The organism is Pseudomonas sp. HP_01 (assembly GCF_055284355.1).
On the sequence record NZ_JBTOPV010000017.1, the window covers coordinates 1 to 21,438 of the forward strand.

18 protein-coding genes are annotated in these 21,438 nt (G+C 60.6%); 4 read left to right on the forward strand and 14 right to left on the reverse strand.

The features are described 5' to 3' along the window. Positions 1-364 precede the first annotated feature (364 nt). Positions 365-1,996 (reverse strand): methyl-accepting chemotaxis protein, encoded by a 1,632-nt coding sequence (locus ACYAR8_RS11700; RefSeq protein ID WP_463579957.1) that lies wholly within the window; start codon positions 1,994-1,996, stop codon positions 365-367. A gap of 621 nt (positions 1,997-2,617) precedes the next feature. Here ACYAR8_RS11700 and ACYAR8_RS11705 point away from each other — a divergent pair. Next, positions 2,618-3,016: a response regulator gene (locus ACYAR8_RS11705; RefSeq protein ID WP_108122634.1), complete on the forward strand. Its 399-nt coding sequence runs from the start codon at positions 2,618-2,620 to the stop codon at positions 3,014-3,016. A 3-nt stretch (positions 3,017-3,019) separates the two neighbouring features. Here the strand turns inward: ACYAR8_RS11705 and ACYAR8_RS11710 are convergent, their stop codons facing one another. Next, entirely contained in the window at positions 3,020-3,628 is a 609-nt protein-coding gene (locus tag ACYAR8_RS11710) for a TetR/AcrR family transcriptional regulator (protein WP_108122517.1), read from the reverse strand. A 253-nt stretch (positions 3,629-3,881) separates the two neighbouring features. On the opposite strand from ACYAR8_RS11710, the gene ACYAR8_RS11715 reads away from it, so the two are divergent. Next, entirely contained in the window at positions 3,882-4,106 is a 225-nt protein-coding gene (locus ACYAR8_RS11715; RefSeq protein WP_065988731.1) for a hypothetical protein, read from the forward strand. Positions 4,107-4,243: 137 nt separating this feature from the next. Here ACYAR8_RS11715 and ACYAR8_RS11720 read toward each other — a convergent pair whose 3' ends face one another. The 6 genes from ACYAR8_RS11720 to puuE all read right to left on the reverse strand — a co-directional run bounded on the left by ACYAR8_RS11720 (position 4,244) and on the right by puuE (position 10,205). Further along, positions 4,244-5,032, reverse strand: coding sequence for an outer membrane protein OmpK (locus ACYAR8_RS11720; protein ID WP_463579958.1), 789 nt, complete (start codon positions 5,030-5,032; stop codon positions 4,244-4,246). 642 nt (positions 5,033-5,674) lie between these two features. After that, the gene (locus tag ACYAR8_RS11725; protein ID WP_463579959.1) at positions 5,675-7,021 is read right to left on the reverse strand and encodes a urate hydroxylase PuuD; all 1,347 of its coding nucleotides are present in this window, start codon (positions 7,019-7,021) and stop codon (positions 5,675-5,677) included. 47 nt (positions 7,022-7,068) lie between these two features. Beyond that, complete coding sequence (locus tag ACYAR8_RS11730; RefSeq protein ID WP_463579960.1) at positions 7,069-7,572, reverse strand: ureidoglycolate lyase; 504 nt, start codon at positions 7,570-7,572, stop codon at positions 7,069-7,071. Between the two features lie 157 nt (positions 7,573-7,729). Then, positions 7,730-8,725 (reverse strand): allantoicase, encoded by a 996-nt coding sequence (alc, locus tag ACYAR8_RS11735; RefSeq protein ID WP_463579961.1) that lies wholly within the window; start codon positions 8,723-8,725, stop codon positions 7,730-7,732. 41 nt (positions 8,726-8,766) lie between these two features. Then, positions 8,767-9,282: a 2-oxo-4-hydroxy-4-carboxy-5-ureidoimidazoline decarboxylase gene (gene uraD / locus ACYAR8_RS11740; RefSeq protein ID WP_463579962.1), complete on the reverse strand. Its 516-nt coding sequence runs from the start codon at positions 9,280-9,282 to the stop codon at positions 8,767-8,769. Next, entirely contained in the window at positions 9,279-10,205 is a 927-nt protein-coding gene (gene puuE, locus ACYAR8_RS11745; RefSeq protein WP_463579963.1) for an allantoinase PuuE, read from the reverse strand. Before puuE ends, uraD begins: the two co-directional genes overlap by 4 nt. Positions 10,206-10,603: 398 nt before the next feature. On the opposite strand from puuE, the gene uraH reads away from it, so the two are divergent. Then, positions 10,604-10,957 (forward strand): hydroxyisourate hydrolase, encoded by a 354-nt coding sequence (uraH, locus tag ACYAR8_RS11750; RefSeq protein WP_074889336.1) that lies wholly within the window; start codon positions 10,604-10,606, stop codon positions 10,955-10,957. A 106-nt stretch (positions 10,958-11,063) separates the two neighbouring features. Here the strand turns inward: uraH and ACYAR8_RS11755 are convergent, their stop codons facing one another. Next, positions 11,064-11,690 (reverse strand): LysE family translocator, encoded by a 627-nt coding sequence (locus ACYAR8_RS11755; protein WP_074889333.1) that lies wholly within the window; start codon positions 11,688-11,690, stop codon positions 11,064-11,066. A gap of 215 nt (positions 11,691-11,905) precedes the next feature. Next, positions 11,906-13,252 carry an NCS2 family permease gene (locus ACYAR8_RS11760; protein WP_463579964.1) on the reverse strand — a complete coding sequence of 449 codons (1,347 nt, stop codon included), beginning with the start codon at positions 13,250-13,252 and terminating at the stop codon, positions 11,906-11,908. 357 nt (positions 13,253-13,609) lie between these two features. Between ACYAR8_RS11760 and ACYAR8_RS11765 the strand changes: the two genes are divergently transcribed. Then, complete coding sequence (locus tag ACYAR8_RS11765; protein ID WP_463579965.1) at positions 13,610-14,374, forward strand: GntR family transcriptional regulator; 765 nt, start codon at positions 13,610-13,612, stop codon at positions 14,372-14,374. A gap of 654 nt (positions 14,375-15,028) precedes the next feature. Here ACYAR8_RS11765 and guaD read toward each other — a convergent pair. The 4 genes from guaD to xdhA all read right to left on the reverse strand — a co-directional run bounded on the left by guaD (position 15,029) and on the right by xdhA (position 21,260). Further along, the gene (guaD, locus tag ACYAR8_RS11770; protein ID WP_463579966.1) at positions 15,029-16,345 is read right to left on the reverse strand and encodes a guanine deaminase; all 1,317 of its coding nucleotides are present in this window, start codon (positions 16,343-16,345) and stop codon (positions 15,029-15,031) included. Positions 16,346-16,369: 24 nt separating this feature from the next. Beyond that, on the reverse strand, positions 16,370-17,209 hold the full coding sequence (gene xdhC, locus ACYAR8_RS11775) for a xanthine dehydrogenase accessory protein XdhC (protein ID WP_463579967.1): 840 nt from the start codon (positions 17,207-17,209) through the stop codon (positions 16,370-16,372). 147 nt (positions 17,210-17,356) lie between these two features. Continuing rightward, entirely contained in the window at positions 17,357-19,798 is a 2,442-nt protein-coding gene (gene xdhB, locus ACYAR8_RS11780; protein WP_463579968.1) for a xanthine dehydrogenase molybdopterin binding subunit, read from the reverse strand. Beyond that, positions 19,791-21,260: a xanthine dehydrogenase small subunit gene (gene xdhA, locus ACYAR8_RS11785; protein WP_463579969.1), complete on the reverse strand. Its 1,470-nt coding sequence runs from the start codon at positions 21,258-21,260 to the stop codon at positions 19,791-19,793. Before xdhA ends, xdhB begins: the two co-directional genes overlap by 8 nt. Between the last annotated feature and the right edge of the window lie 178 nt (positions 21,261-21,438).

The following is a 21,438-nucleotide window of genomic DNA, read 5'->3' on the forward strand; positions in this document are numbered from 1 at the left end:
TCGTCACACCGCACATCTGATGGCGAGCACGCCGGCCTCTTACCGGCTAAAGCCGGTCCCACTATGGATATGCGGTCAAACAGTGGGACCGGCTTCAGCCGGGAAGGCGTCGGTCGTTACACCCTAAATCTGATTTCGAACACACGGGGCTCTTCCCGGCGAAAGCCGGTCCCACTATGGATATGCGGTCAAACAGTAGGACCGGCTTCAGCCGGGAAGGCGTCGGCATTCACATCGCACATCTGATGGCTGCACACACCGCAAAATTGATGGCGTCAAAACGGGCCTCTTCCCGGCTGAAGCCGGTCTCACTAACACCGCGTACCCCTGTGGGACCGGCTTTAGCCGGGAAGGCGTCAGTCGCTTAAACCCGAAACTGCCGCAACAACCGGTTAAGCTGTTCACTCAACCCCTTGAGCTGATTGCTCGCCGCGCTGGACTGTTCCGCCGCCACCGCCGTGCTCTGGGACAACTGCGCCGCCTGGGTGACGTTCTGGTTGATGTCTTCCACCACGTGGGATTGCTCGAGGGTGGCGCTGGCAATAGAGGCGTTGAGGCCGTTGAGGTTGCGCAGTGCCTGGCTGATCGAGGTCAGGCTCTTGCCGGCCAGGTTGGCCTGCTCAATGGTCAGTTGCGACGAACGACTACTGTCGGCGATCACTTTCACCGCAGCGTCCGAATGGGCTTGCAGGCGCTCGATCATCGCCTGGATTTCCGCCGTGGATTTCTGCGTGCGCTGGGCCAGCAGGCGTACTTCGTCTGCGACCACGGCGAAGCCACGGCCCTGGTCACCGGCGCGCGCGGCTTCAATGGCAGCGTTCAGCGCCAGCAGGTTGGTCTGCTCGGCGATCGAACTGATCACCTCCAGCACCCCGCCAATCTGCGTGCTTTCACTGGCCAAAGTGCGAATCACTTCCACAGCCTGGTCGATGGTGCCGGACAGGTGCCCGATCTGCTTCAGGCTGCTGTCGATGTTGGCTTGACCCTGCTGCGCCTGGGATTCGGCGTTGCGCATCTCGCTGGCGGCGTGCTCGGCGTTCTTCGCCACGTCCTGCACGCCATAGGTCACTTCATTGACAGCGGTGGCCACCTGTTCCATCTGCAACGACTGCTGCTGGCTGCGCTCCTGAGCTTGAATGGCGTTGCTGCCCAGCTCACTCGACGCCTGCCCGAGGCCGACCGCAGACGACTGCAGCTCGCTGACCACCCCCCGAAGCTTGGCGGTAAACGCATTGAAGTGCCGGGCCAGTTGTGTGACCTCGTCGTTGCCCTGGGTTTCCAGGGTACGGGTCAGATCGCTTTCGCCGCTGGCGATATTCGCCATCGCCTCGACGGTGGTTTTAAGCGGGCCGGCGATGCTGCGGGCAATCAGAATCAGCACAAGCGCCATCACCAGAATGATGCCGGCACTGATCGACAGCGCCTTGACCACTTGCTTGTAGAACTCGGCCTGCACGTCATCGACGTAAACGCCGGAGCCGATGATCCAGCCCCACGGTGAGAACAGCGAGATGTAAGAGGTCTTGCCGACCGCGTCACTGGTTCCGGGCTTGGGCCAACGGTAGTTGACCATGCCGGCGCCTTTGGCCTTGGCCAGCGTGACCATCTCGTTGAAGACCTGGAAGCCGTCCGGGTCTTTGATGCCGGACAGGTCCTGACCCACCAGCTTGGGATTGGCCGGGTGCATGATCATCACCGGGCGCAGGTCGTTGATCCAGAAGTAATCGGTCTGGTTGTAGCGCAGGCCGCGAATGGCATCCATCGCCTGCTGCTGTGCCTGCTCGCGGGTCAGGGTGCCTGCAGTTTCCAGGCCATGGTAGTAGTCAAGCAGGCCGCTGGCGGTCTGCACCACATGCATGGTCTTGACGGTTTTGGCGTCGTACAGATCGTCGTGAATCTGCTTGAGCATCGCCCCCGCCAGCGTAAACAGCATCACTACCGCGACGATTAGAATCAGCCACAAGCGCCGGCTGATCGAAAGATTGCGCATATTCATGATCGTCACTCCGTTTCTTTGTTCTTTTTATTGGACCAGGCGTATCGAGGCCGCGCGCCGGGCAAACCGGGTGCGCGACAGCGGACCGACGACCGTCAAACGACGGACAGAGGACGCGGTGTCATTAAGCGTCTCGGCTTGCCGGTGACAAACGTGAGAGTGGCGCAGGGATATATCTGGAATTGTAGGCGCCGGAGCCCTATCAGCTGTAAGTAATGCCTTCGCCTGGCGTCAGATCCGACACAGGTATAGCGAAAGGCTTACACGAGCTGAGGAACTTGGCTCTAGGTTGAAACACGTCCGCGCGGTACATTGGATCCATCAACTGCAGCAACGGACCGCTGCAGGATCAAGGATGATCGACCGTTGCCAGGCATTGGCGGCCAACAGGAAGTTGGACGGTGTTGCACAAACCCGCTTCGGCGGGTTTTTTATTGCCCGGGATTTGGTATAGGCCTTTTTGTAGGCAGTCATTTGCCCAATCTGTACGACGTTTCGACCAAATGTTGTTTCCCAATGGAATTTCCGGCGCTTGCGTCGCTCACAGTACGGACTACACCCGAGTCCAGGACAGGGCCGGCCGGGCAGGCATGGGAAATAATTATTGTGGATGTGGCGCAAATGGCAGCAGACGTACCGAACAAAAGACTCATTCTGGTAGTTGAGGACGAGCAAATCATTCGCGAGTTCGTCTGCGAGATCCTCCAGGACGAAGACTTTAAGACCTTTGCACTGGAGAGTGCCGACGAGGCCGCGAAGTACCTCGAGAGCAACTCGGACGACGTGGCCCTCCTGCTTACCGATATCCTGATGCCGGGTCAGTTGAACGGTGCCGATCTGGCGAACCTGTCGGGCAACAAGTATCCGCACATCCCGATCCTGATCATGTCAGGTCACGAGACGCCCGAGAGCTCTGGCGTCGTGCACCCGGTCGTGTTCATTCGTAAACCGTGGAGCTTCGGCCAGCTTCTTCAGGGCGTCAACAAGGCCTTGGGTTACGACAGGCTTGAAGGCCAGTGACCCTCAGCGGTCCGGCTCACACCCTTTGAGCACCAGCCGGATAATGGTCTGGGCGGCCGCTTCATAGTCAGCGTCGTCCAGAGTGGCTTTGCCCGTGACCGTTGAAATTTGCCAGTCGAAATCGGCGTAAGTCTGGGTCGCGGCCCAGATGCTGAACATCAGATGATGGGGGTCGATCGGCGCGATCAGACCGTCATCGATCCATCCCTGGATGCACTCGATGTTATGCCGGGCCTGGCCATTCAACTGGGTTACCTGCTCGGGCGTCAGATGCGGCGCGCCGTGCATGATCTCGCTGGCGAATACCTTTGAAGCGAAGGGCAGTTCGCGGGAGATGCGGATCTTCGAGCGGATATAGCTCGTCAACACTTCAGCCGGCACACCCTCGCGATTGAATGGCGTCGACGCCTGCATGATTGGCTCGATGATGCTTTCGAGCACCTCGCGGTACAGGTTGTCCTTCGATTTGAAGTAGTAATAGACGTTGGGCTTGGGCACACCCGCCTTGGCGGCGATGTCGCTGGTCTTGCTGGCGGCGAATCCTTTATCGGCAAATTCTTCACTGGCTGCGCGCAGGATCAGTTCTTTGTTGCGCTCGCGGATGCTGCTCATAAACCGGTATGTCCTTGCCTGCTCGGCGGTGGCGAATGTTAGCACCGGCCTCGCTGCAGGCTCAACATTGCCACTGCCACGCAACCCCGTCCCTTTCCCGCATCGGCTTGCCGCTGTCTCAATGGCGCGCCAGTGGTATTGTGTGGCGGGTGGCTGTACCGAGAGTAGTACCGGGAGCAGTAGCAGAGCAGCACTATCACAACTGGCGCCTTATCAAGGCTGAACGCGTATTCGGTGGCGAGGTGTCGGCAGCATGAACAGCCCATTGTTTTCCAGCGTCGTTGCGTATGCCCAGCATTGCGAACGGCAGTTGGTGGAAATCCTGCACCGCCGGCCAACGCTCGACCGGCAGCAGGTCATGACCTGGGTCGACGAGCAGAGTCATGCGATGAAAGACCGTGATCCCCTCGACCTGCTGCGCTCGCTGAACGCAAGGGTGCGAGCGGGCAAGCCGCTGCCCTGGGAAGGGCATTCCTGAGCGGGGTACGGCTGGCAGGTCTTCAGAAGGTAACAGCGTCGGATCAGGCACCGCCGGGTGTCTGATCCGCTGCGCTCCCAGCGGGTTGATGAGGATCTTGCCGGTCGGCCATTAACCGGCGGCAGATCAACCCGTCTTTAGAAGAACACTTTCACGAGCAAGCTGGCGGTGTTCTGGTCGGTGTCGAACGAGCGCGTGTCGTTGATGCCGTACTTGTTGCTCCAGTAGTCGTACTCGACGCCCACATACAACTGCCGGTCCGGAAGATTAAGCGCCTTGCCCAGGTCGTATTTGATCTGCGGGTTGAAGTGCAGGTTGGAGTGGTAGTCGCCTTTGCTGTTGGACTGTTTGTTGTCCACGACCCAGTCCATGAAACCGTCGATGAGAATGTCGGACTTGCCCACCGGGATGGTGTAAGACCAGACCGGGGTAATCTGCCAGGCGCCGTAACCGGCGCGGTGGCCGTCGTTGTAACGTTTATAGAAGTTCAGCTGGAAGTAATCGAAGCCGGGAATCTTCAAGTCAAAACCGGGACCGATCAGATAGGACTCGACATCGCCTTCGCCAAACTCGTAAGTGGTGGCGAGGAGCACATCGGTAATAGGGCCCAGCTGAAACTTCTGATCGAAGATCTTGCCCATGGACAGGCGAGGGGAGATTTCCCCGTACGTGGTTGCATTGCCAACGCCCGCGTCTTTTTTGCCGTTGTAGCTGATGTAATCGAGGAAGACGAAGTTATCGCCGTATTTCCAGCCATCGGCATGTTCGTAGGTGAACGTCTGCTGATTCTCAGGGTTCACGGCGAAGTTTTTACCGTTGAGGTACGTCAGGCTGTTGCTCTGCCACTGCAACAGATCACCCGACATGGCCGGCGCGGCGGCAAGCAGGCTACTGGCGGCCATCAGGCTGGAAAGCGTGCGGTTCATGTAAATACTCCCTTGGATTGACGTCGTTGTTTTTTGCGAACTGACGCTCTGTTGTGGCGCCTTGGTTTTAACCGACTAAGTTGTCTGTTTGATCAGCTTTGTATGGATAGCAAGAGCTGAGCCAACACCTTGAAAAAAGACAAAAAAACCCTGTCGGCTGTTTGAAGAACAGTCGATTGGTCGTTTTATCGATGCCGTTTGGAAGATGCACAGGCTGATCGGAGAGTTGTCCGGTCAGTCAGGTTAGTTGCAGTGTTGTTATTGGACTGAATTCGAGCGGCGGCGGAGGATACTGACTCGCGCACCTGTGCTCAAGTGCTCTGTGACAGCGCACTCCCGTCGAAAACAGGGCAACCCTTCAGTCATGGCGACGCGGCAGGCATGCGCGCGTCAGTTGAGTCGGACATGCAACACCTCATTGTTTTTATTTTATGAGTACGCCCGGTGTGGCAGGGCGGAGGAACGCTGTTTCTGTAGGAGCGTGGCTTGTCCCGCGATCGGCCGGGAACCGGTCGTAACATCGGGCAACTCGGTGAACCTGGTGTAACGCAGCAGACGAATTGCTGCCGCTGCGCGCCAGATCGCGGGACAAGCCACGCTCCTACAGGAGATTCATTCGTTCATGAACCTGCAGCCAGTCAGTCAGTTCACCTGCGCCCCTTTATCGATCCATTGCCCCAGCAGGTCGCGTTCCTGTTGGGTCATCTGGGTGATGTTGCCCAGTGGCATGATCTGCGCGGTCACCGCCTGGGCCTGAATGCGCGGGGCGAGTTGCTGGATCTGTTGCGGCGTGTCGAACATGATCCCGGCCGGCGCGCTGCTGAACAGCGGACTGGTGGGTTTGGCGGAGTGGCAGACGGTGCAGCGTTCCTGAATCACGCTGTGGACCTTCCCGAAATCCACGCCGCCGGTGCTGGCTTGCGCCGGTTGCGCGGCAGCGGGGGCAGTGGCGGGCACAGTTGCAGTTTCAGGGGCAGCGGCGACAGGTGCTGGCGCGACCTCAGGCTTCGGTTCATCAGCGCGATGACCGCCGATGGCCGTGCCTGGCAGTGGCTGGTACTGGATCTTCGCCGCTACATCCGGGCCGCGCGGCATTTGCGCGGGACCTGTGACGTACGCCAGGCACATCATCCCCAGCGCGCCGACCGGCAAGGCCCAGGCGTATTTGTGGCTGTTGTGACGGGTGTTGAAGTAGTGACGGACCAGCACCGCACACACCGCAATCCCGGCCAGGATCAGCCAGTTGTACTGGCTGCCGTAGGTGCTCGGGAAGTGGTTGCTGATCATGATGAACAGCACGGGGAGGGTGAAGTAGTTGTTGTGCCGTGAGCGCAGCAATCCTTTGGCGGGGAGCGACGGGTCCGGCGTGCGGTTTTCGGCGATGGCGGCAACCAGCGCGCGCTGGGCCGGCATGATGATGCGCAGCACGTTACCGACCATGATCGTGCCGATGATCGCACCCGTGTGCAGGTACGCCGCCCGCCCGCTGAACACCTGGCTGAAGCCAAAGCAGGCCGCGATGACCAGCACGAACAGTACCAGGCCCAACAGGGCAGGACGCTTGCCCAGCGGCGAATCGCAGAGGATGTCGTAGATCGTCCAGCTGGCGATCAATGAGCCGACGCCGATGGCGATGCCTGCGCCGCCGCTCAGCGTGCTGCCGGGTGCCAGCAGGTAAAGGGTGGGGTTGGAATAGAACACGATGCACAGCAGCGCCACGCCTGACATCCAGGTCCAGTAGGCTTCCCATTTGAACCAGTGCAGGTCGTCCGGCATGGTCGGCGGGGCCAGCTTGTACTTTTCCAGGTGGTAAATACCGCCGCCGTGAATCGCCCAGAGGTCGCCCGACAGACCGTCACGGGGGTTGGCGCGGTTGAGGTTGTTTTCCAGCCAGACGAAGTAAAAGGACGCGCCAATCCAGGCGATCCCGACGATCATGTGAATCCAGCGCACGCCCAGATTCATCCATTCCATCAGATGTGCAGCCACAGTCTTACCCTTTGCCTTCCACCCTTTGGCGGGTGGTCAGACCCTTCTTATAGTTGGGGATCGAGAACCATCTTCTGACTCTCTTCGAAGAAATGCTCATCGCAGTTATTGCCACTGCCACTGCGATCAACCACCAGGAAGTCATCCCGCTTTTCGATCGTCAGCACCGGGTGGTGCCAGACGCCGCGATGGTAATTAACACCCTGCCTGCCATTGGTGATGAAGGCGCGGGTCAACTCGGGTTCAGGTGCATCGCCAAATGGCGCGACCACGACCAGAAAAGGATGGCCGAGCAGCGGAATGAACGCCTGGCTGCCCAGCGGATGGCGCTCCAGCATGCTGATGGTCAACGGCATGTCCAGCGCCTCGGCGCGAAAGATGCTGATGATCGCCTTGTCGTCCGGCGTGGCCGTTTCAACCTCGGCCAGACGGTGAAAGCGCATGGTCGAGCCGTTGTTGATCATGAAATGATCGCTGCCATCGGTTTCAATGACATCGCCAAACGGGGCGAAGGCTGCCTTGGTCAACGGCTCGATGATCAGTGTGCGCATGCGGGGTCTTCTGTTCATGTTTGGTGGATTGGTGATCGTTCCCACGCTCCGCGTGGGAATACATCCCCTGACGCTCTGCGTCACCCTGGACGCGGAGCGTCCGCAAAGGGGTTACCACGCGGAGCGTGGGAACCATCGGTTATCAGAGGCCAAGCGTTTATTTCGCAACCTTGCCCAACACCCGCAGCCGGCTCACGCCGCCATCCGGGAACACGTTCAGGCGGATATGAGTGATCGGCCCCAGCGCCTTGATCTGCTCGGCGAAGGTGTGTTCGGCGTGCATCTCCAGCTTCTGGCTCGGCAGCAGTTCGCGCCAGAACAGGCTCTGGGTTTCGATCTGGCTGTCGGTGCCGCCTTTGACGAAGGCTGCCTGAATCGAGCAGCTGTCCGGGTAGTTGCCCTTGAAGTGCAGGGTGTCGACGACGATCTGCTCGACCTCGCCTGCATGTCCCAGCGCCACGATCACCCAGTCATTGCCCGGCGTGCGGCGACGTGCGGTTTCCCAACCGTCGCCCATGTTCACGCCACGGCCCGGGTTGAGGATGTTGCTCATGCGCCCGTAATGCTCGTCGGAACAGGCCAGCGCACGACCGCCATTCAGCGCAGCGACCAGGTCGATCTGCTCGTCGTCGGCCACCGCCGACCAGTCCCGATGGGGCACGCCGTACACCCGCAGACGCGCCACGCCGCCGTCCGGGTAAATGTTGAAACGCAAGTGGCTGTAGGGCTTTGCGTCAGCGATCTCGTGGTAATGGTGGCTGTCGCCCTTGAGCTCCACGGCCGGCAGCACTTCGGTCCAGTCGGTGTGCTCGTCCGGCTCGCCCGACGCCAGGAAGCACGCTTCCAGCGAAGCCGATGGCGGGTAGTTGCCGGTGAAGTACGAGGTGTCGATGTCCACGCCCTTGATCGAACCGGCGACGCCCAGGCGGATCACCGCACTGTCGTAACCTTCGAAACGCTTGCGGCGCGATTCCCAGCCGTCCATCCACTTGCCGTTGTCGTCGAACACGCCTTCTTTCCAGACCGCAGGTGTCGGCTGGAACAGACGGTTGGCGTCGGCGAACCAGTCATCGGTGACGGAAAGGATCTTCGTCCCCAAGCGCGCATCGGCCAGGTTGACGAACTTCTCGAAGGGTGCGGCGTAAGCTTTCATTCTTTTTGTCTGCCTTTGATAAGGGGCGTGGGAACGGTCGGTCAGAGGGCTTGCAGCCGGAACATCGCGATCCTGTTGATCTCGGCGAGGGCGCAGGCGAACTCGACGTCGGCCGTGTTGTGAATGCGCGTCTCGAAGGCCGCGAGGATCTGATGCCGGTTGCTGCCTTTCACCGCCATGATGAAGGGGAACGCGAACGTCGCTTTGTAGGCATCGTTCAGCTCGGTGAAGCGCTGAAACTCTTCGGCCGTGCATTGGTGGATACCGGCGCCAGCCTGCTCAGAGGTACTGGCTTCGGTCAGTTGGCCTTGCACGGCGGCTTTGCCGGCAAGGTCCGGGTGAGCATTGATCAGCGCCAGTTGCGCGGCGTGATCGGCACTCAACAGGATGTCGCTCATGCGTGCGTGCAGCGTCTCGATATCGTCGAGCTCGTGCAGCTGGCCCCGGTCATAGGCCTGTTCGGCGACCCAGGGCGAGTGTTCGTAGATGTCAGCAAAAACGTGAACGAATTCGTCGCGGCTGAGGGAGGAGGGCGTGAGGGTTTGAAAGCGGCTCATTCGGCGGTTCCATTGAAGGGATGGACGTCATGCCAGTGCCGCGCGATTTCCACGCGGCGGGCGAACCAGACCTGCTCGTGGCCTTTGACGTACTCAAGAAAGCGCTGCAGCGCGGCCAGCCGGGCAGGGCGGCCAATCAACCGGCAGTGCAGGCCGATCGAAAGCATTTTTGGTGCCTCGGCCCCTTCGGCGTAAAGCACGTCGAAGGCGTCCTTCAGGTAATCGAAAAAGTCGTCGCCCTTGTTGAAACCCTGCACCTGGGTGAAGCGCATGTCGTTGGTGTCCAGCGTGTACGGGATCACCAGGTGCGGCTTGCCGGTGGGGTTGTTCGGCTCCCAGTAGGGCAGGTCGTCGTCGTAGGTGTCGCAGTCGTAGAGAAAACCGCCTTCTTCCATCACCAGCCGCCGGGTGTTCGGGCCGGTGCGCCCGGTGTACCAGCCCAGCGGCCGTTCGCCGGTGAGCTCGGTGAGGATGCGGATGGCTTCGAGCATGTGCTCGCGCTCCTGGGCCTCGTCCATGTTCTGGTAGTCGATCCAGCGATAGCCGTGGCTGCAGATCTCATGGCCGGCGTCGACCATGGCGCGGATCACGTCCGGGTGGCGTTGTGCAGCCATGGCCACGGCGAAGACGGTCAGCGGGATATCGAATTGCTTGAACAGCTTGAGCACACGCCACACGCCGGCGCGGCTGCCGTATTCGTAGAGCGATTCCATGCTCATGTTGCGTTGGCCCTGGAGCGGTTGCGCGGCGACCATTTCAGAGAGAAACGCTTCGGATTCCTTGTCGCCATGCAGAATGTTGCGCTCGCCGCCTTCCTCGTAATTGAGCACGAACGACAGCGCGATACGGGCATTGCTTGGCCAGTGGGGATGGGGCGGGTTACTGCCGTAACCGATCAGGTCGCGTGGGTAGTCGGCGCTCACTGCAATCTTCCTTATGTAGCCTGTGTTCTGTGGCGGTGGTCGTCAGGCCGAGACATTCGGGTACTGCGACAGTCGCTGCGATGGTTGGATTGTATACAACCTTATTGACAACCTGTAACCCTGTTTTTTCGTTTAGCGCCGCTCGCAGCTTCACCGGAACACTGTGCAAGAAACCTGCCTGAGTGGTCAGATAAAGCGCTCCTCACGTTGTAATTCTGCGTCTTGCGCTGCTGTACGGGGCATGGGGCGGCGATGATTGCGCGGTGAAAATCCAGAGGATTTTTATTGTGTACAATCCGACCTAAAAATGTCTTAATCCTGCTCATGCCTTACCGCTGTTGCCCTTTTTGGGTGCAGGCCCTCTCTTTATCTCTCACTGAACGAGGCAACGACACGCCATGGGACGACTCACCACTCACGTGCTGGACGCTGCACATGGCTGCCCCGGCAGCTCGATCCGCGTCGCACTTTATCGGGTCGAGGGCGACGCGTTGAAGAAAGTCGCCGAGGCAGTCACCAACAGCGACGGTCGCTGCGACGCTCCCCTGTTGCAGGGCGATGACTACCAGTCTGGCGTCTACCAACTGCAGTTTCAGGCCGGCGAATACTTTCGCGGCAAAGGCGTGCAGTCCGGCAAACAGGCGTTTCTCGATGAAGTGGTGCTGCGCTTCGGCATCGACGCCGGGCAAGACCACTACCACGTGCCGCTGCTGATTTCCCCCTACAGTTATTCGACCTACCGCGGCAGCTAGATCGCTGCCGCCTCCTGCTTTACCCCAAAGCCTGCAAGGTAAAAAGCATTCCTCTCGCCCGCCCACACTGCGGGCTTTTTTTCGCCCTGAGTTCGTACGGTTGAAATCAGCGGCTGATCAGCGCGACGGTGCCGGCAGTGCCGAACAGACCAGCGCTGATGCGGTTGAACCAGGTCTGGCCCTTGCCGGTGCGCAGGTAGCGGGCCGCGCCCTGAGCGCTGAGGCCGTAGAACAATTTGCAGCTCAGGTCGAGGACGGTCCAGGTGATGATCATGGTGATCAACTGGCCGAAGAACGGCTCATCGGCCTTGAGAAACTGCGGCAAAAAGGCGGCGAAAAACAGGATGTCTTTCGGGTTGCTGCCGCCCAGCACGAAGGCGCGCCAGAACAGTGAGCCAAACGCCGGTCTGCTGGACGCCTCGGGCACTTCGGTGGCGGTGGCGGGCAGGCGCGACTGTTTCCAGCTCTGCCAGGCCAGGTAAAACAGGTACAGGCCGCCGACGATTTTCAGGGCACTGAACACGTGCTCGGACGCCAGCAGCAAGGCGCCCAGCCCGAGGGCCGAGGCGCTGAGCAGGCAGATAGACGCGCAGACGCCGCCGAGGAAAGCAGGGTAGGAACGCAGCAGGCCGTAATTCAGGCTGTTGCCGATCATCAGCAGCGACAGCGGCCCCGGAATCAGAATGACCACCAGGGCGGCGCCGCTGAACAGCAGCCAGGTTTCCAGTGTCATGGGGTGTTCTCCTTGTCTATTCAGAAAATCAGGAATCTTGCTGACGACCGTGATTCATCATCGGGCGCAAATCCACTGTAGGAGCGCGCTTGCCCCGAATTCGATGGGTCAGTGACAAATGTGCCGTCTGATCCTCCGCATTCGCCGGCAAGCCGGCTCCTACGGGGCGTGTGTATCACCCGGCCATTCAGGACCAGTTTGTGATCTACGCAGTCTTACAAAAACACGAACTTGGCAATGAAGATCGCGCACAGCACCCACAGGCTGATTGAGATTTCCCGATGGCGGCCGGTCCCGGCCTTGAGCACCACGTAAGTGATGAACCCTAGGGCAATCCCGTCCGCGACCGAAAACGTCAGCGGCATCATGATGGCCGTGACGATCGCAGGAATGCTGTCGGTGGCTTCGTCCCAGTCGATGTGGGCCATGCCGCCCATCATCAGCATCGCCACGTAAATCAATGCCCCTGCGGTCGCGTAAGCGGGAATCATGCCAGCCAGCGGGGCGAAGAACATCGCCGCCACAAACAGCACGCCCACGGTCACGGCGGTCAGACCAGTCCGACCCCCGGCCGCCACGCCCGAGGCGCTCTCCACGTAGCTGGTCACCGGCGGTACACCGACCATTGCGCCGAACACGCTGGAGGCGCTGTCTGCCTTCAATGCCCGTGAAAGGTTCTCGATGCGGCCGTCTTCGCGCACCAAACCGGCGCGCTGTGCCACACCCATGAGCGTCCCGGCCGTGTCGAACATGTGCACGAACAGAAACGCCAGCACCACGCTGATCATGCTCACATTGAACACGCCCGCCAGGTCCATCGCCATCCAGGTCGGCGCCAGGCTCGGCGGCGTGGAGAAGATGCCGTTGTAATGCACCAGGCCCAGGCCCCAGCCGGCCAGCGTCACCGCGATGATGCTGATGAGGATCGCGCCGAACACCCGGTGATAACTGAGCACGGCAATCATCAGAAAGCAGATGGCGGCGAGCAGCGGACCGGGCTCGCGCAACGAACCGAGCTTGATCAGCGTCGCCGGGCTGTCCACCACGATGCCGGCGGTGTTCAGGCCGATCAGCCCGAGAAACAGCCCGACCCCCGCGCCCATGGCGTAACGCAGGCTGACCGGGATGCTGTTGAGCAGCCATTCCCGGATGCGTGACAGGGTCAGGAACATAAAAATCACGCCCGAGACGAACACCGCACCCAGCGCCGTTTCCCAGCTGTAACCCATGGTGCCGACCACGGTGTAGGTGAAGAACGCATTCAGGCCCATCCCCGGCGCCAGGCCCACCGGCCAGTTGGCGTACAGCCCCATCAGCAGGCAACCCAGCGCGGCGGCGATGCAGGTCGCGACGAAGGCTGCGCCATGGTCGATGCCGGCGTCGGCCATGATGTTGGGGTTGACGAAGATGATGTAGGCCATGGTGATGAAGGTCGTGATCCCCGCCAGCAGCTCGGTTCGGACGGTAGTGCCGTGCAGGCTCAGTTTGAAGAGGCGTTCAAGCAGGCCTTTGCGCGGCAGCGTGAGATCCAGCGGCGTGGCTTCGGTTTTGCGACTTTCCACAGTGAAATCCTCGGGACGTTTTTGTTGTTATTCAAAGCCGGTTGCGGGCTCCGGGAGGCGGGTGCACTTGTCAGGCTGATTTGTTGACTGAAAGGTCAGAAACGTGCGCCAAGGGATTATGCTTTTGTATACAAATAATGCAAATAATGTTTTCTATCCTGTGCGGAATATTTACCGGATTGTGTGCATAACGCCCCATCATTTCGAGGTCTGTGCAGACATCGCCGGCTGTGTACAATGCGCCATTGCTTTTACTGTGACTTTGCCGGGATATCTGCTATTGGTTGCTCCAACAGTGGTCGTACCCGCCCTGATCACGGCAAGGCCCAGCGCCGGATTCTGTTACCACGAGTGCCCATGAACGATCAGCTGCAACCCCTCAAGAAACACTCACGCACGGCCAAATCCGGCCGCAGCGGTACCCAGGACGACATCGTCTATGCGCATATTTTCGAGGCGATTCTCGAACAGCGTCTGGCGCCCGGCACCAAGCTGAGCGAAGAAGCCCTCGGTGAAATCTTCGGCGTCAGCCGCACCATCATTCGTCGCGCACTTTCGCGTCTGGCCCACGAAGGCGTGGTGTTGCTGCGTCCGAACCGTGGCGCGGTGGTGGCCAGCCCGAGCGTCGAAGAGGCACGGCAGGTTTTTTTCGCCCGGCGTCTGGTGGAGAAGGCGATCACTGAACTGGCGGTCGAGCACGCCACGGCGGAACAGCTGAGCGAGCTGCGCCAGATGGTCAGCGACGAGCGCGACAGTTTCTCGAAAGGGGATCGCGGGGCGGGGATTCGCCTGTCGGGGGAATTTCATCTGAAGCTGGCGGAAGCGGCGAAGAACGCGCCACTGATCAGCTTCCAGCGCAGCCTGGTGTCACAGACCTCGCTGATCATCGCCCAGTACGAAAGCGGCAACCGCTCGCACTGCTCATACGATGAACACAACCAACTGATCGACGCCATCGAAGCCCGCGACGCCACGCTGGCGGTGAGCCTGATGATGCATCACATGGATCATATCGACAGCAAGCTCAACCTCGACGAAGACAGCGCCTCCGACGACCTCCACGCCGTGTTCTCGCACCTGATGCTGCCGAAGAAAAAAGCAGGGCGCAGCACCTCGGTCTGAATGTGGGAGTGAGCTGCCTTACGAATGCGGTGGGCCAGCAGTATTTAAGCTGACTGACAGTCCGCCTTCGCGAGCAAGCTCACTCCTACAATTTCGTACCCGCCTCCAAATCCGCGTCGAGCGCAGATCTCCTGTAGGAGCAATCGGAGGTTACGACGGTCGCGAAGCGGCGGCCCAGTGACAACCGTCTCGGCTGACACACCGCATCGCGAGCAAGCTCACTCCTACCATTTCTTACCCGCCTCCAAAATCTGCGTCGAACGCAAATTCTCACCCGGCTCCAAAATCCGCGTCGAACGCAAATTCTTAACCGCATTCAAAATCGGCGTCGAACGCAAATCTCCTGTAGGAGCAATCGGAGGTTACGACGGTCGCGAAGCGGCGAGCCAGTGACATCCGTCTCGGCTGACACACCGCATTCGCGAGCAAGCTCACTCCCACCATTTCTTACCCGCCTCCAAAATCCGTGTCGAACGCAAGTCTCCTGTAGGAGCGTGGCTTGTCCCGCGATCGGCGGGGAACCCGTCGTATACCCGTTGCGGCACTGAGTCAGAGCCGGATTTGCTGCCGGTTCCCTGCAGATCGCGGGACAAGCCACGCTCCTACAGGTGCAGCGGCGCTTTCAAGCCACGCTCCTACGGGTGCCGCGACGCTTTAGCGCTTATGCACCAGCGCCCCCGCCGAATACGTTTCGCTTACGGTCCGGTCATCGCCCAGGGTCATCAACACAAACAACCGCTCTTCGATGCTCGTGGCCTGACTCATGCGGTAGGCCAGCAGCGGGGTGGCGTTGAAATCCAGCACCACGAAGTCCGCTTCGCTGCCCGGCTGCAGATTGCCGATCTTGTCTTCCAGCCGCAGCGCCCGTGCGCCGCCCAGTGTCGCCAGATACAGCGATTTGAACGGGCTCAGTTTGGCGCCTTGCAGCTGCATCACCTTGTACGCCTCGTTCAACGTGTGCAGCAGCGAGAAGCTCGTCCCAGCGCCGATATCGGTGCCCAGGCCGACATTGACCTTGTGCCTTTCCGCCATCGGCAGATTGAACAAGCCACTGCCTAGAAAGAGATTGGAGGTCGGGCAGAAGGCGATGGCTGAGCCGGTTTCCGCCAGGCGTTCACACTCTTCGTCGCACAGGTGCACACCATGGGCGAACATCGAGCGCTCGCCGAGCAGGTTGAAATGGTCGTACACGTCCAGGTAGTTCTTGCGCTCCGGGAACAGCGCCTTGACCCATTCGACTTCCTTCAGGTTTTCACTGATATGCGTCTGCATGTACAGGTCGGGGTATTCAGTCAGCAGCTGCCCGGCACGGGTCAATTGTTCAGGGGTGCTGGTCGGGGCGAAGCGCGGGGTCACGGCGTAATGCAGACGGCCCTTGCCATGCCAGCGTTCGATCAGCGCCTTGCTGTCGACGTAGCTGGATTCGGCGGTGTCCACCAGATAATCCGGCGCGTTGCGGTCCATCATCACCTTGCCGGCGATCAGGCGCAGATTGAGCTTCTCGGCGGCACTGAACAGCGCTTCCACCGACTCCTTGTGCCGACTGCCGAACACCAGTGCTGTGGTGGTGCCGTTGCGCAGCAATTCCTTGAGAAAGATGTCAGCCACCTGCGCCGAATGCTCAGGGTCTTCGAACTGCTTCTCGCAGGGAAACACGTAGGTATTCAGCCAGTCGAGTAACTGCTCGCCGTACGACCCGACCATGCCGGTCTGCGGCAAATGGATATGGGTGTCGATGAAACCGGCGGTGATCAGCGCGTCCTGATAGCTGACGATTTCGACGTCGTCGGCGAGGGTCTTCAGCAGGTCTTCGGCATTGCCGAGGGCGACGATCTTGCCGTTTTCGACCAGCATCAGGCCGTCTTCGAAATACTCGTACGACGCTTCCAGGGCCACTTCGGCAGGGTCGGCGATGCTGTGAATGATGGCGGCGCGGTAGGCCTTTTTGGCGTTGCTGATATCAAGAGTCATGTCAGTTGATCGTTCTTCCGGGATTCATTGGGCCTGGCTGCGGCGGGACACCGGCAGCAGCTTGGCGACAGGTTCGGCAGTGGTGCTTTGCTCGCCGAAATGAGCGTTGTAGGTGGCGATCACTTCACCGGCGATGGACACGGCAATTTCCATGGGCAGCTTGCCTTTGACCTCGGTCAGGCCCATCGGGCAACGCATGCGCTGCAGCAGTGCGGCTTCGAAGCCACGATCACGCAGGCGATGCTCGAATTTCACGCGCTTGGTTTTCGAGCCGATCAGGCCGAAATAGCTGAAATCCCCCCGCTTGAGAATGGCGGCGGTGAGTTCAAGGTCCAGTTGATGATTGTGGGTCATGACGATGCAATAGCTGCCGGCAGGTAGGTTATCCACTTCTTCGATGACGTCCTCGCTGAGGATTTGCGTCACGCCTTCCGGCAACTGCGCGGGAAATTCTGCTTCGCGGGAATCGATCCAGCGCACGCGGCAGGGCAGGCTGGCGAGCAACGGCACCAGCGCGCGACCGACGTGGCCGGCGCCGAAAACGGCAATGTGCGCCTGGGGCTGGCCCATGGGTTCGAACAGCAACACATTCACGCCGCCGCAGCACTGACCCAGGCTGGCGCCGAGACTGAAGCGCTCCAGACGGGTTTGCTGGCTGCCGCTGGCGAGCATCTCCCGGGCGATTTCCATGGCCTTGTATTCCAGATGTCCGCCGCCGATGGTGTCGAAGATGCGCCCGGCGCTGACGACCATTTTCGAGCCGGCATTGCGCGGCGTCGAGCCACGCTCCTCGATGATGGTCACCAGCACGCAGGCCTCGCCCTGCTGCTGCAAGTCGGCGAGGGCGCTGATCCAGTTATTCATGTGATTCTCCTGATCGGCGGGTTGGCAGATCAAACATCGTCATTGCCCGTGCCGGCCTCATCGCGAGCAAGCTCACTCCTACAGGGATCGCACTTGGACTGTAAGAGCGAGCTTGCTCGCGAAAGCGGCAGCACAGGTCGCCACTGTTTAATCGACGCGGAGCGTCGCGGGCTGCATTCCCACGCGGAGCGCGGGAACGATCTCGGCAGCGTTCTCGGCAGCTAACCCCGGATCCCGACGCAACGCCCGCATCTGCTCGCACCCCCACAACACCCGCTCCGGGGTCGCCGGCGCGTCGATTTTCGGTTGATGCTTGTAATCGCCCAGACTTGCCACCGCATCCTTGATCGCGCACCACGCAGCGATGCCCAGCATGAACGGCGGCTCGCCCACGGCTTTGGAATGAAACACCGTGTCTTCGGGGTTCTTGCGGTTTTCCACCAGCTTCACGCGCAGGTCCGCCGGCATGTCCGCCACGGCCGGAATCTTGTAGCCGGCCGGTCCGTTGGTCATCAGCTTGCCCTTGTCGTTCCAGACCAGTTCCTCGGTGGTCAGCCAGCCCATCCCCTGAATGTAGCCGCCCTCGACCTGGCCGATGTCGATGGCCGGGTTCAGCGAGGCGCCGACGTCATGGAGAATGTCCGTGCGCAGCATTTTGTATTCGCCGGTCAGGGTGTCGACCAGCACTTCGGTGCAGGCCGCGCCGAAAGCAAAGTAATAGAAGGGCCGGCCGCGCGCCTGGCTGCGGTCGTAGAAGATCTTCGGCGTCTTGTAATAGCCCGTGCTGGACAGCGACACCTGGCCCATCCACGCCTGCTGCGCCAAGGTGTCGAAGCTGATGACCTGCTCGCCGACCCTTACGTGGCCGTTGCGAAACTCGACCTGCGACTCGTCGCACTGGTAATGCTTCGCCGCGAATTCCACCAACCGCTGCTTGAGGATTTCCGCTGCATTCTGCGCGGCCTTGCCGTTCAGGTCAGCGCCGCTGGAAGCCGCCGTCGGCGACGTGTTCGGCACCTTGTCGGTGTTGGTCGCGGTGATCTGCACGCGATCGATGTCGACCTGAAACACCTCGGCCACCACTTGCGCCACTTTGACGTTCAGGCCCTGGCCCATCTCGGTGCCGCCGTGATTGAGATGGATGCTGCCGTCGGTATAAATGTGGATGAGCGCGCCGGCCTGATTGAGGAAGCTGGCGGTGAAGGAAATGCCGAACTTGACCGGCGTCAAGGCCAGGCCTTTCTTCAGAATCGGGCTGTGGGCGTTGTAGGCCGTGATGGCTTTGCGTCGCTCGGCGTAGTCGCTGCTTTCTTCCAGTTCGGCGGTCATTTCTTCGAGCATGTTGTGCTCGACCGTCTGGTAGTAGTGGGTGACGTTGCGCTCGGTCTTGCCGTAGTAGTTGGCCTTGCGCACCGCCAGCGGGTCCTTGGCCAGATGCCGGGCGATGGCGTCCATCACTTCTTCGATGGCGACCATCCCCTGGGGGCCGCCGAAGCCGCGATAGGCTGTATTCGACGCGGTGTTGGTCTTGCAGCGATGGCCATTGATCGTGGCGTCGCCCAAGTAATACGAATTGTCGGCGTGAAACATCGCGCGGTCGACGATGGACGCGGACAGGTCCGGCGAATAACCGCAGTTGCCCGCCAGCTCCAGCTGAATGCCATGCAAGCGTCCGTCGTCGTCAAAGCCCACGTCGTACTCGACGTAAAACGGATGCCGCTTGCCGGTCATCATCATGTCTTCCATGCGCGGCAAGCGCATCTTGGTCGGCTGACCGGTCAGGCCCGCAATCACTGCGCACAAGCACGCGGGGCTCGCGGCCTGGGTTTCCTTACCGCCGAAGCCGCCGCCCATACGGCGCATGTCGACGACGATCTTGTTCATCGACACATCCAGCACTTCGGCGACGAGCTTCTGCACTTCAGTCGGGTTCTGCGTCGAGCAATAGACGATCATGCCGCCGTCTTCCGTGGGCATGACCGACGAAATCTGCGTCTCCAGGTAGAAGTGTTCCTGACCGCCAATGTGCAGCGTGCCCTGAATCCGGTGGGGAGCGGAGGCCAGCGCCGTTGCCGAATCACCGCGCTGGTGGGTGTGGCTGTCGAGCACGAAATGCTTGTTGCGGTAGGCCTGAACCACGTCGAGCACCGGTTCCAGGTCTTCGTATTCGATGATTGCGGCCATCGCCGCTTTGCGCGCGGTTTCCAGATCCCGAGCGGCCACGGCAATCACCGGCTGACCGACGAACTCCACCGTGTCGATGGCCAGCAACGGGTCGCCGGGCAGCAGCGGGCCGATGTCCTTGAGGCCGGGAATGTCTTCGTGGGTGATGGCGATGCGCACGCCGTCGAAGGCGTAGCAGGGCGACACGTCGACGCGGACGATGCGCGCGTGGGCACGGTCGGACAGCCGCGCATACACGTGCAGTTGGTTGGGGAATTCGAGACGGTCGTCGATGTAGATCGCTTCGCCGGAGACGTGCTTGTCGGCGCTGTCGTGCTTGACGCTGCGGCCGACGCCGGTGGTCAGGTCCTGTTGAAACAGGGCGACCATTTCTTCCTGGGACCTGGCTGAATGATGATTAGACATATGCTGTCACCCGCGTCTGGATGTGGGGCGTTTGCACTTCAATGAAGTATTTGCGCAGCAGGTTCTGCGCGCTGAGCAGGCGGTATTCCTTGCTCGCGCGGAAGTCCGTCAGCGGCGTGAAATCCTCGGCCAGTGCGGCGCAGGCGCGCTCGATGGTGGCCGATGTCCACGGCTGGCCGATCAGCGCCTGCTCGCAATGGGCCGCGCGTTTGGGGATCGCCGCCATGCCGCCGAAGGCCGCGCGGGCGTCGACGATGGCGCCGTTTTCGACGTGCACGCGGAACGCAGCGCAGACCGCTGAAATGTCGTCGTCCAGCCGCTTGGAGACCTTGTACGCGCGAAACGTCTGCCGAGGATTGGCGCGGGGCACGAGGATACGCTCGATGAACTCGCTCTCCTGGCGCACCGTCACGCGGTAATCAATGAAGTAATCTTCCAGTGCCAGGGTGCGGGTCTGCTCGCCCTTGCGCAGCACGATCTTCGCGCCCAGTGCGATAAGCAGGGGCGGGGAGTCGCCAATCGGCGAAGCGTTGCCGATGTTACCGCCGAGGGTGCCCTGATTGCGGATCTGCAGCGATGCAAAACGGTGCAGCAATTCACCGAAGTCCGGGTACTCGCGGCTCAACGCTTCGTAGCAATCGGTGAGCGCCGTGGCGGCGCCGATCTCGATGCGATCCTCGAAATGCTCAATCTTCTTCATCGCCGCGACGTTGCCGACGTAGATCATCACCGGCAGCGGACGATGGAATTGCGTCACTTCAAGGGCCAGGTCGGTGCCGCCGGCCAGCAGCCGGGCTTGCGGGTAGGCATCGTAGAGATCAGCCAGATCGGCGACGGTCAGCGGCACCATGCAACGCTTGTCGCCGCTGTTGAGCTCGCCGGTTTGCGCCGGTGCGATGGCCTTCAGGCGGGCGATGGTCTGAGCCTTCAGGGCGTCGAACTGGTCCGCTGGCGGTTGACTGCAGCTTTGCTCGGCCGCCGCGAGAATCGGGCGATAGCCGGTGCAGCGGCACAGGTTGCCGGCCAAGGCTTCATGGGCCTGGGCGTGCCTTGTTTCGGGGGAAGCGGATTCAGCGCTGTTCTTTTGCAGTGCGAACAGCGACATGACGAAGCCCGGCGTGCAGAAGCCGCACTGGGAACCATGGCAGTCGACCATCGCCTGCTGCACGCTGTGCAAGCGGCCCTGATGCTTGAGGTCTTCAACGCTGATCAATTGCTTGCCGTGCAGCGAGGCCACGAAGGTCAGGCAAGAATTGAGGCTGCGATAACTCAGTTGCTCCCGGCCCGCCGCGTCGGTGGTCAGCTCGCCAACGACCACGGTACACGCGCCACAATCGCCGCTGGCGCAGCCTTCTTTGGTGCCGGACTTGTGCAAGTGCTCGCGCAGGTAATTCAGCACCGTCACATTGGGGTCCAGCGCCTGCTCGGTTTTCAGCTCTTGGTTCAAGAGAAACTGGATCACGGGTCGCGCCTCGTTCTTGTCGTTAAAAAGCACTGGTCACAGGTGCCGGCGGAGGGGTCATCGAACATGTCGATGAATCTATCAGCTCTGACTATTGGGTCAATTAATATCTGACTCAAAGGTCAAGAAATTCATTATTTCCGGAAATTGCCGATAACCCGCCTGACGACGATGTTTA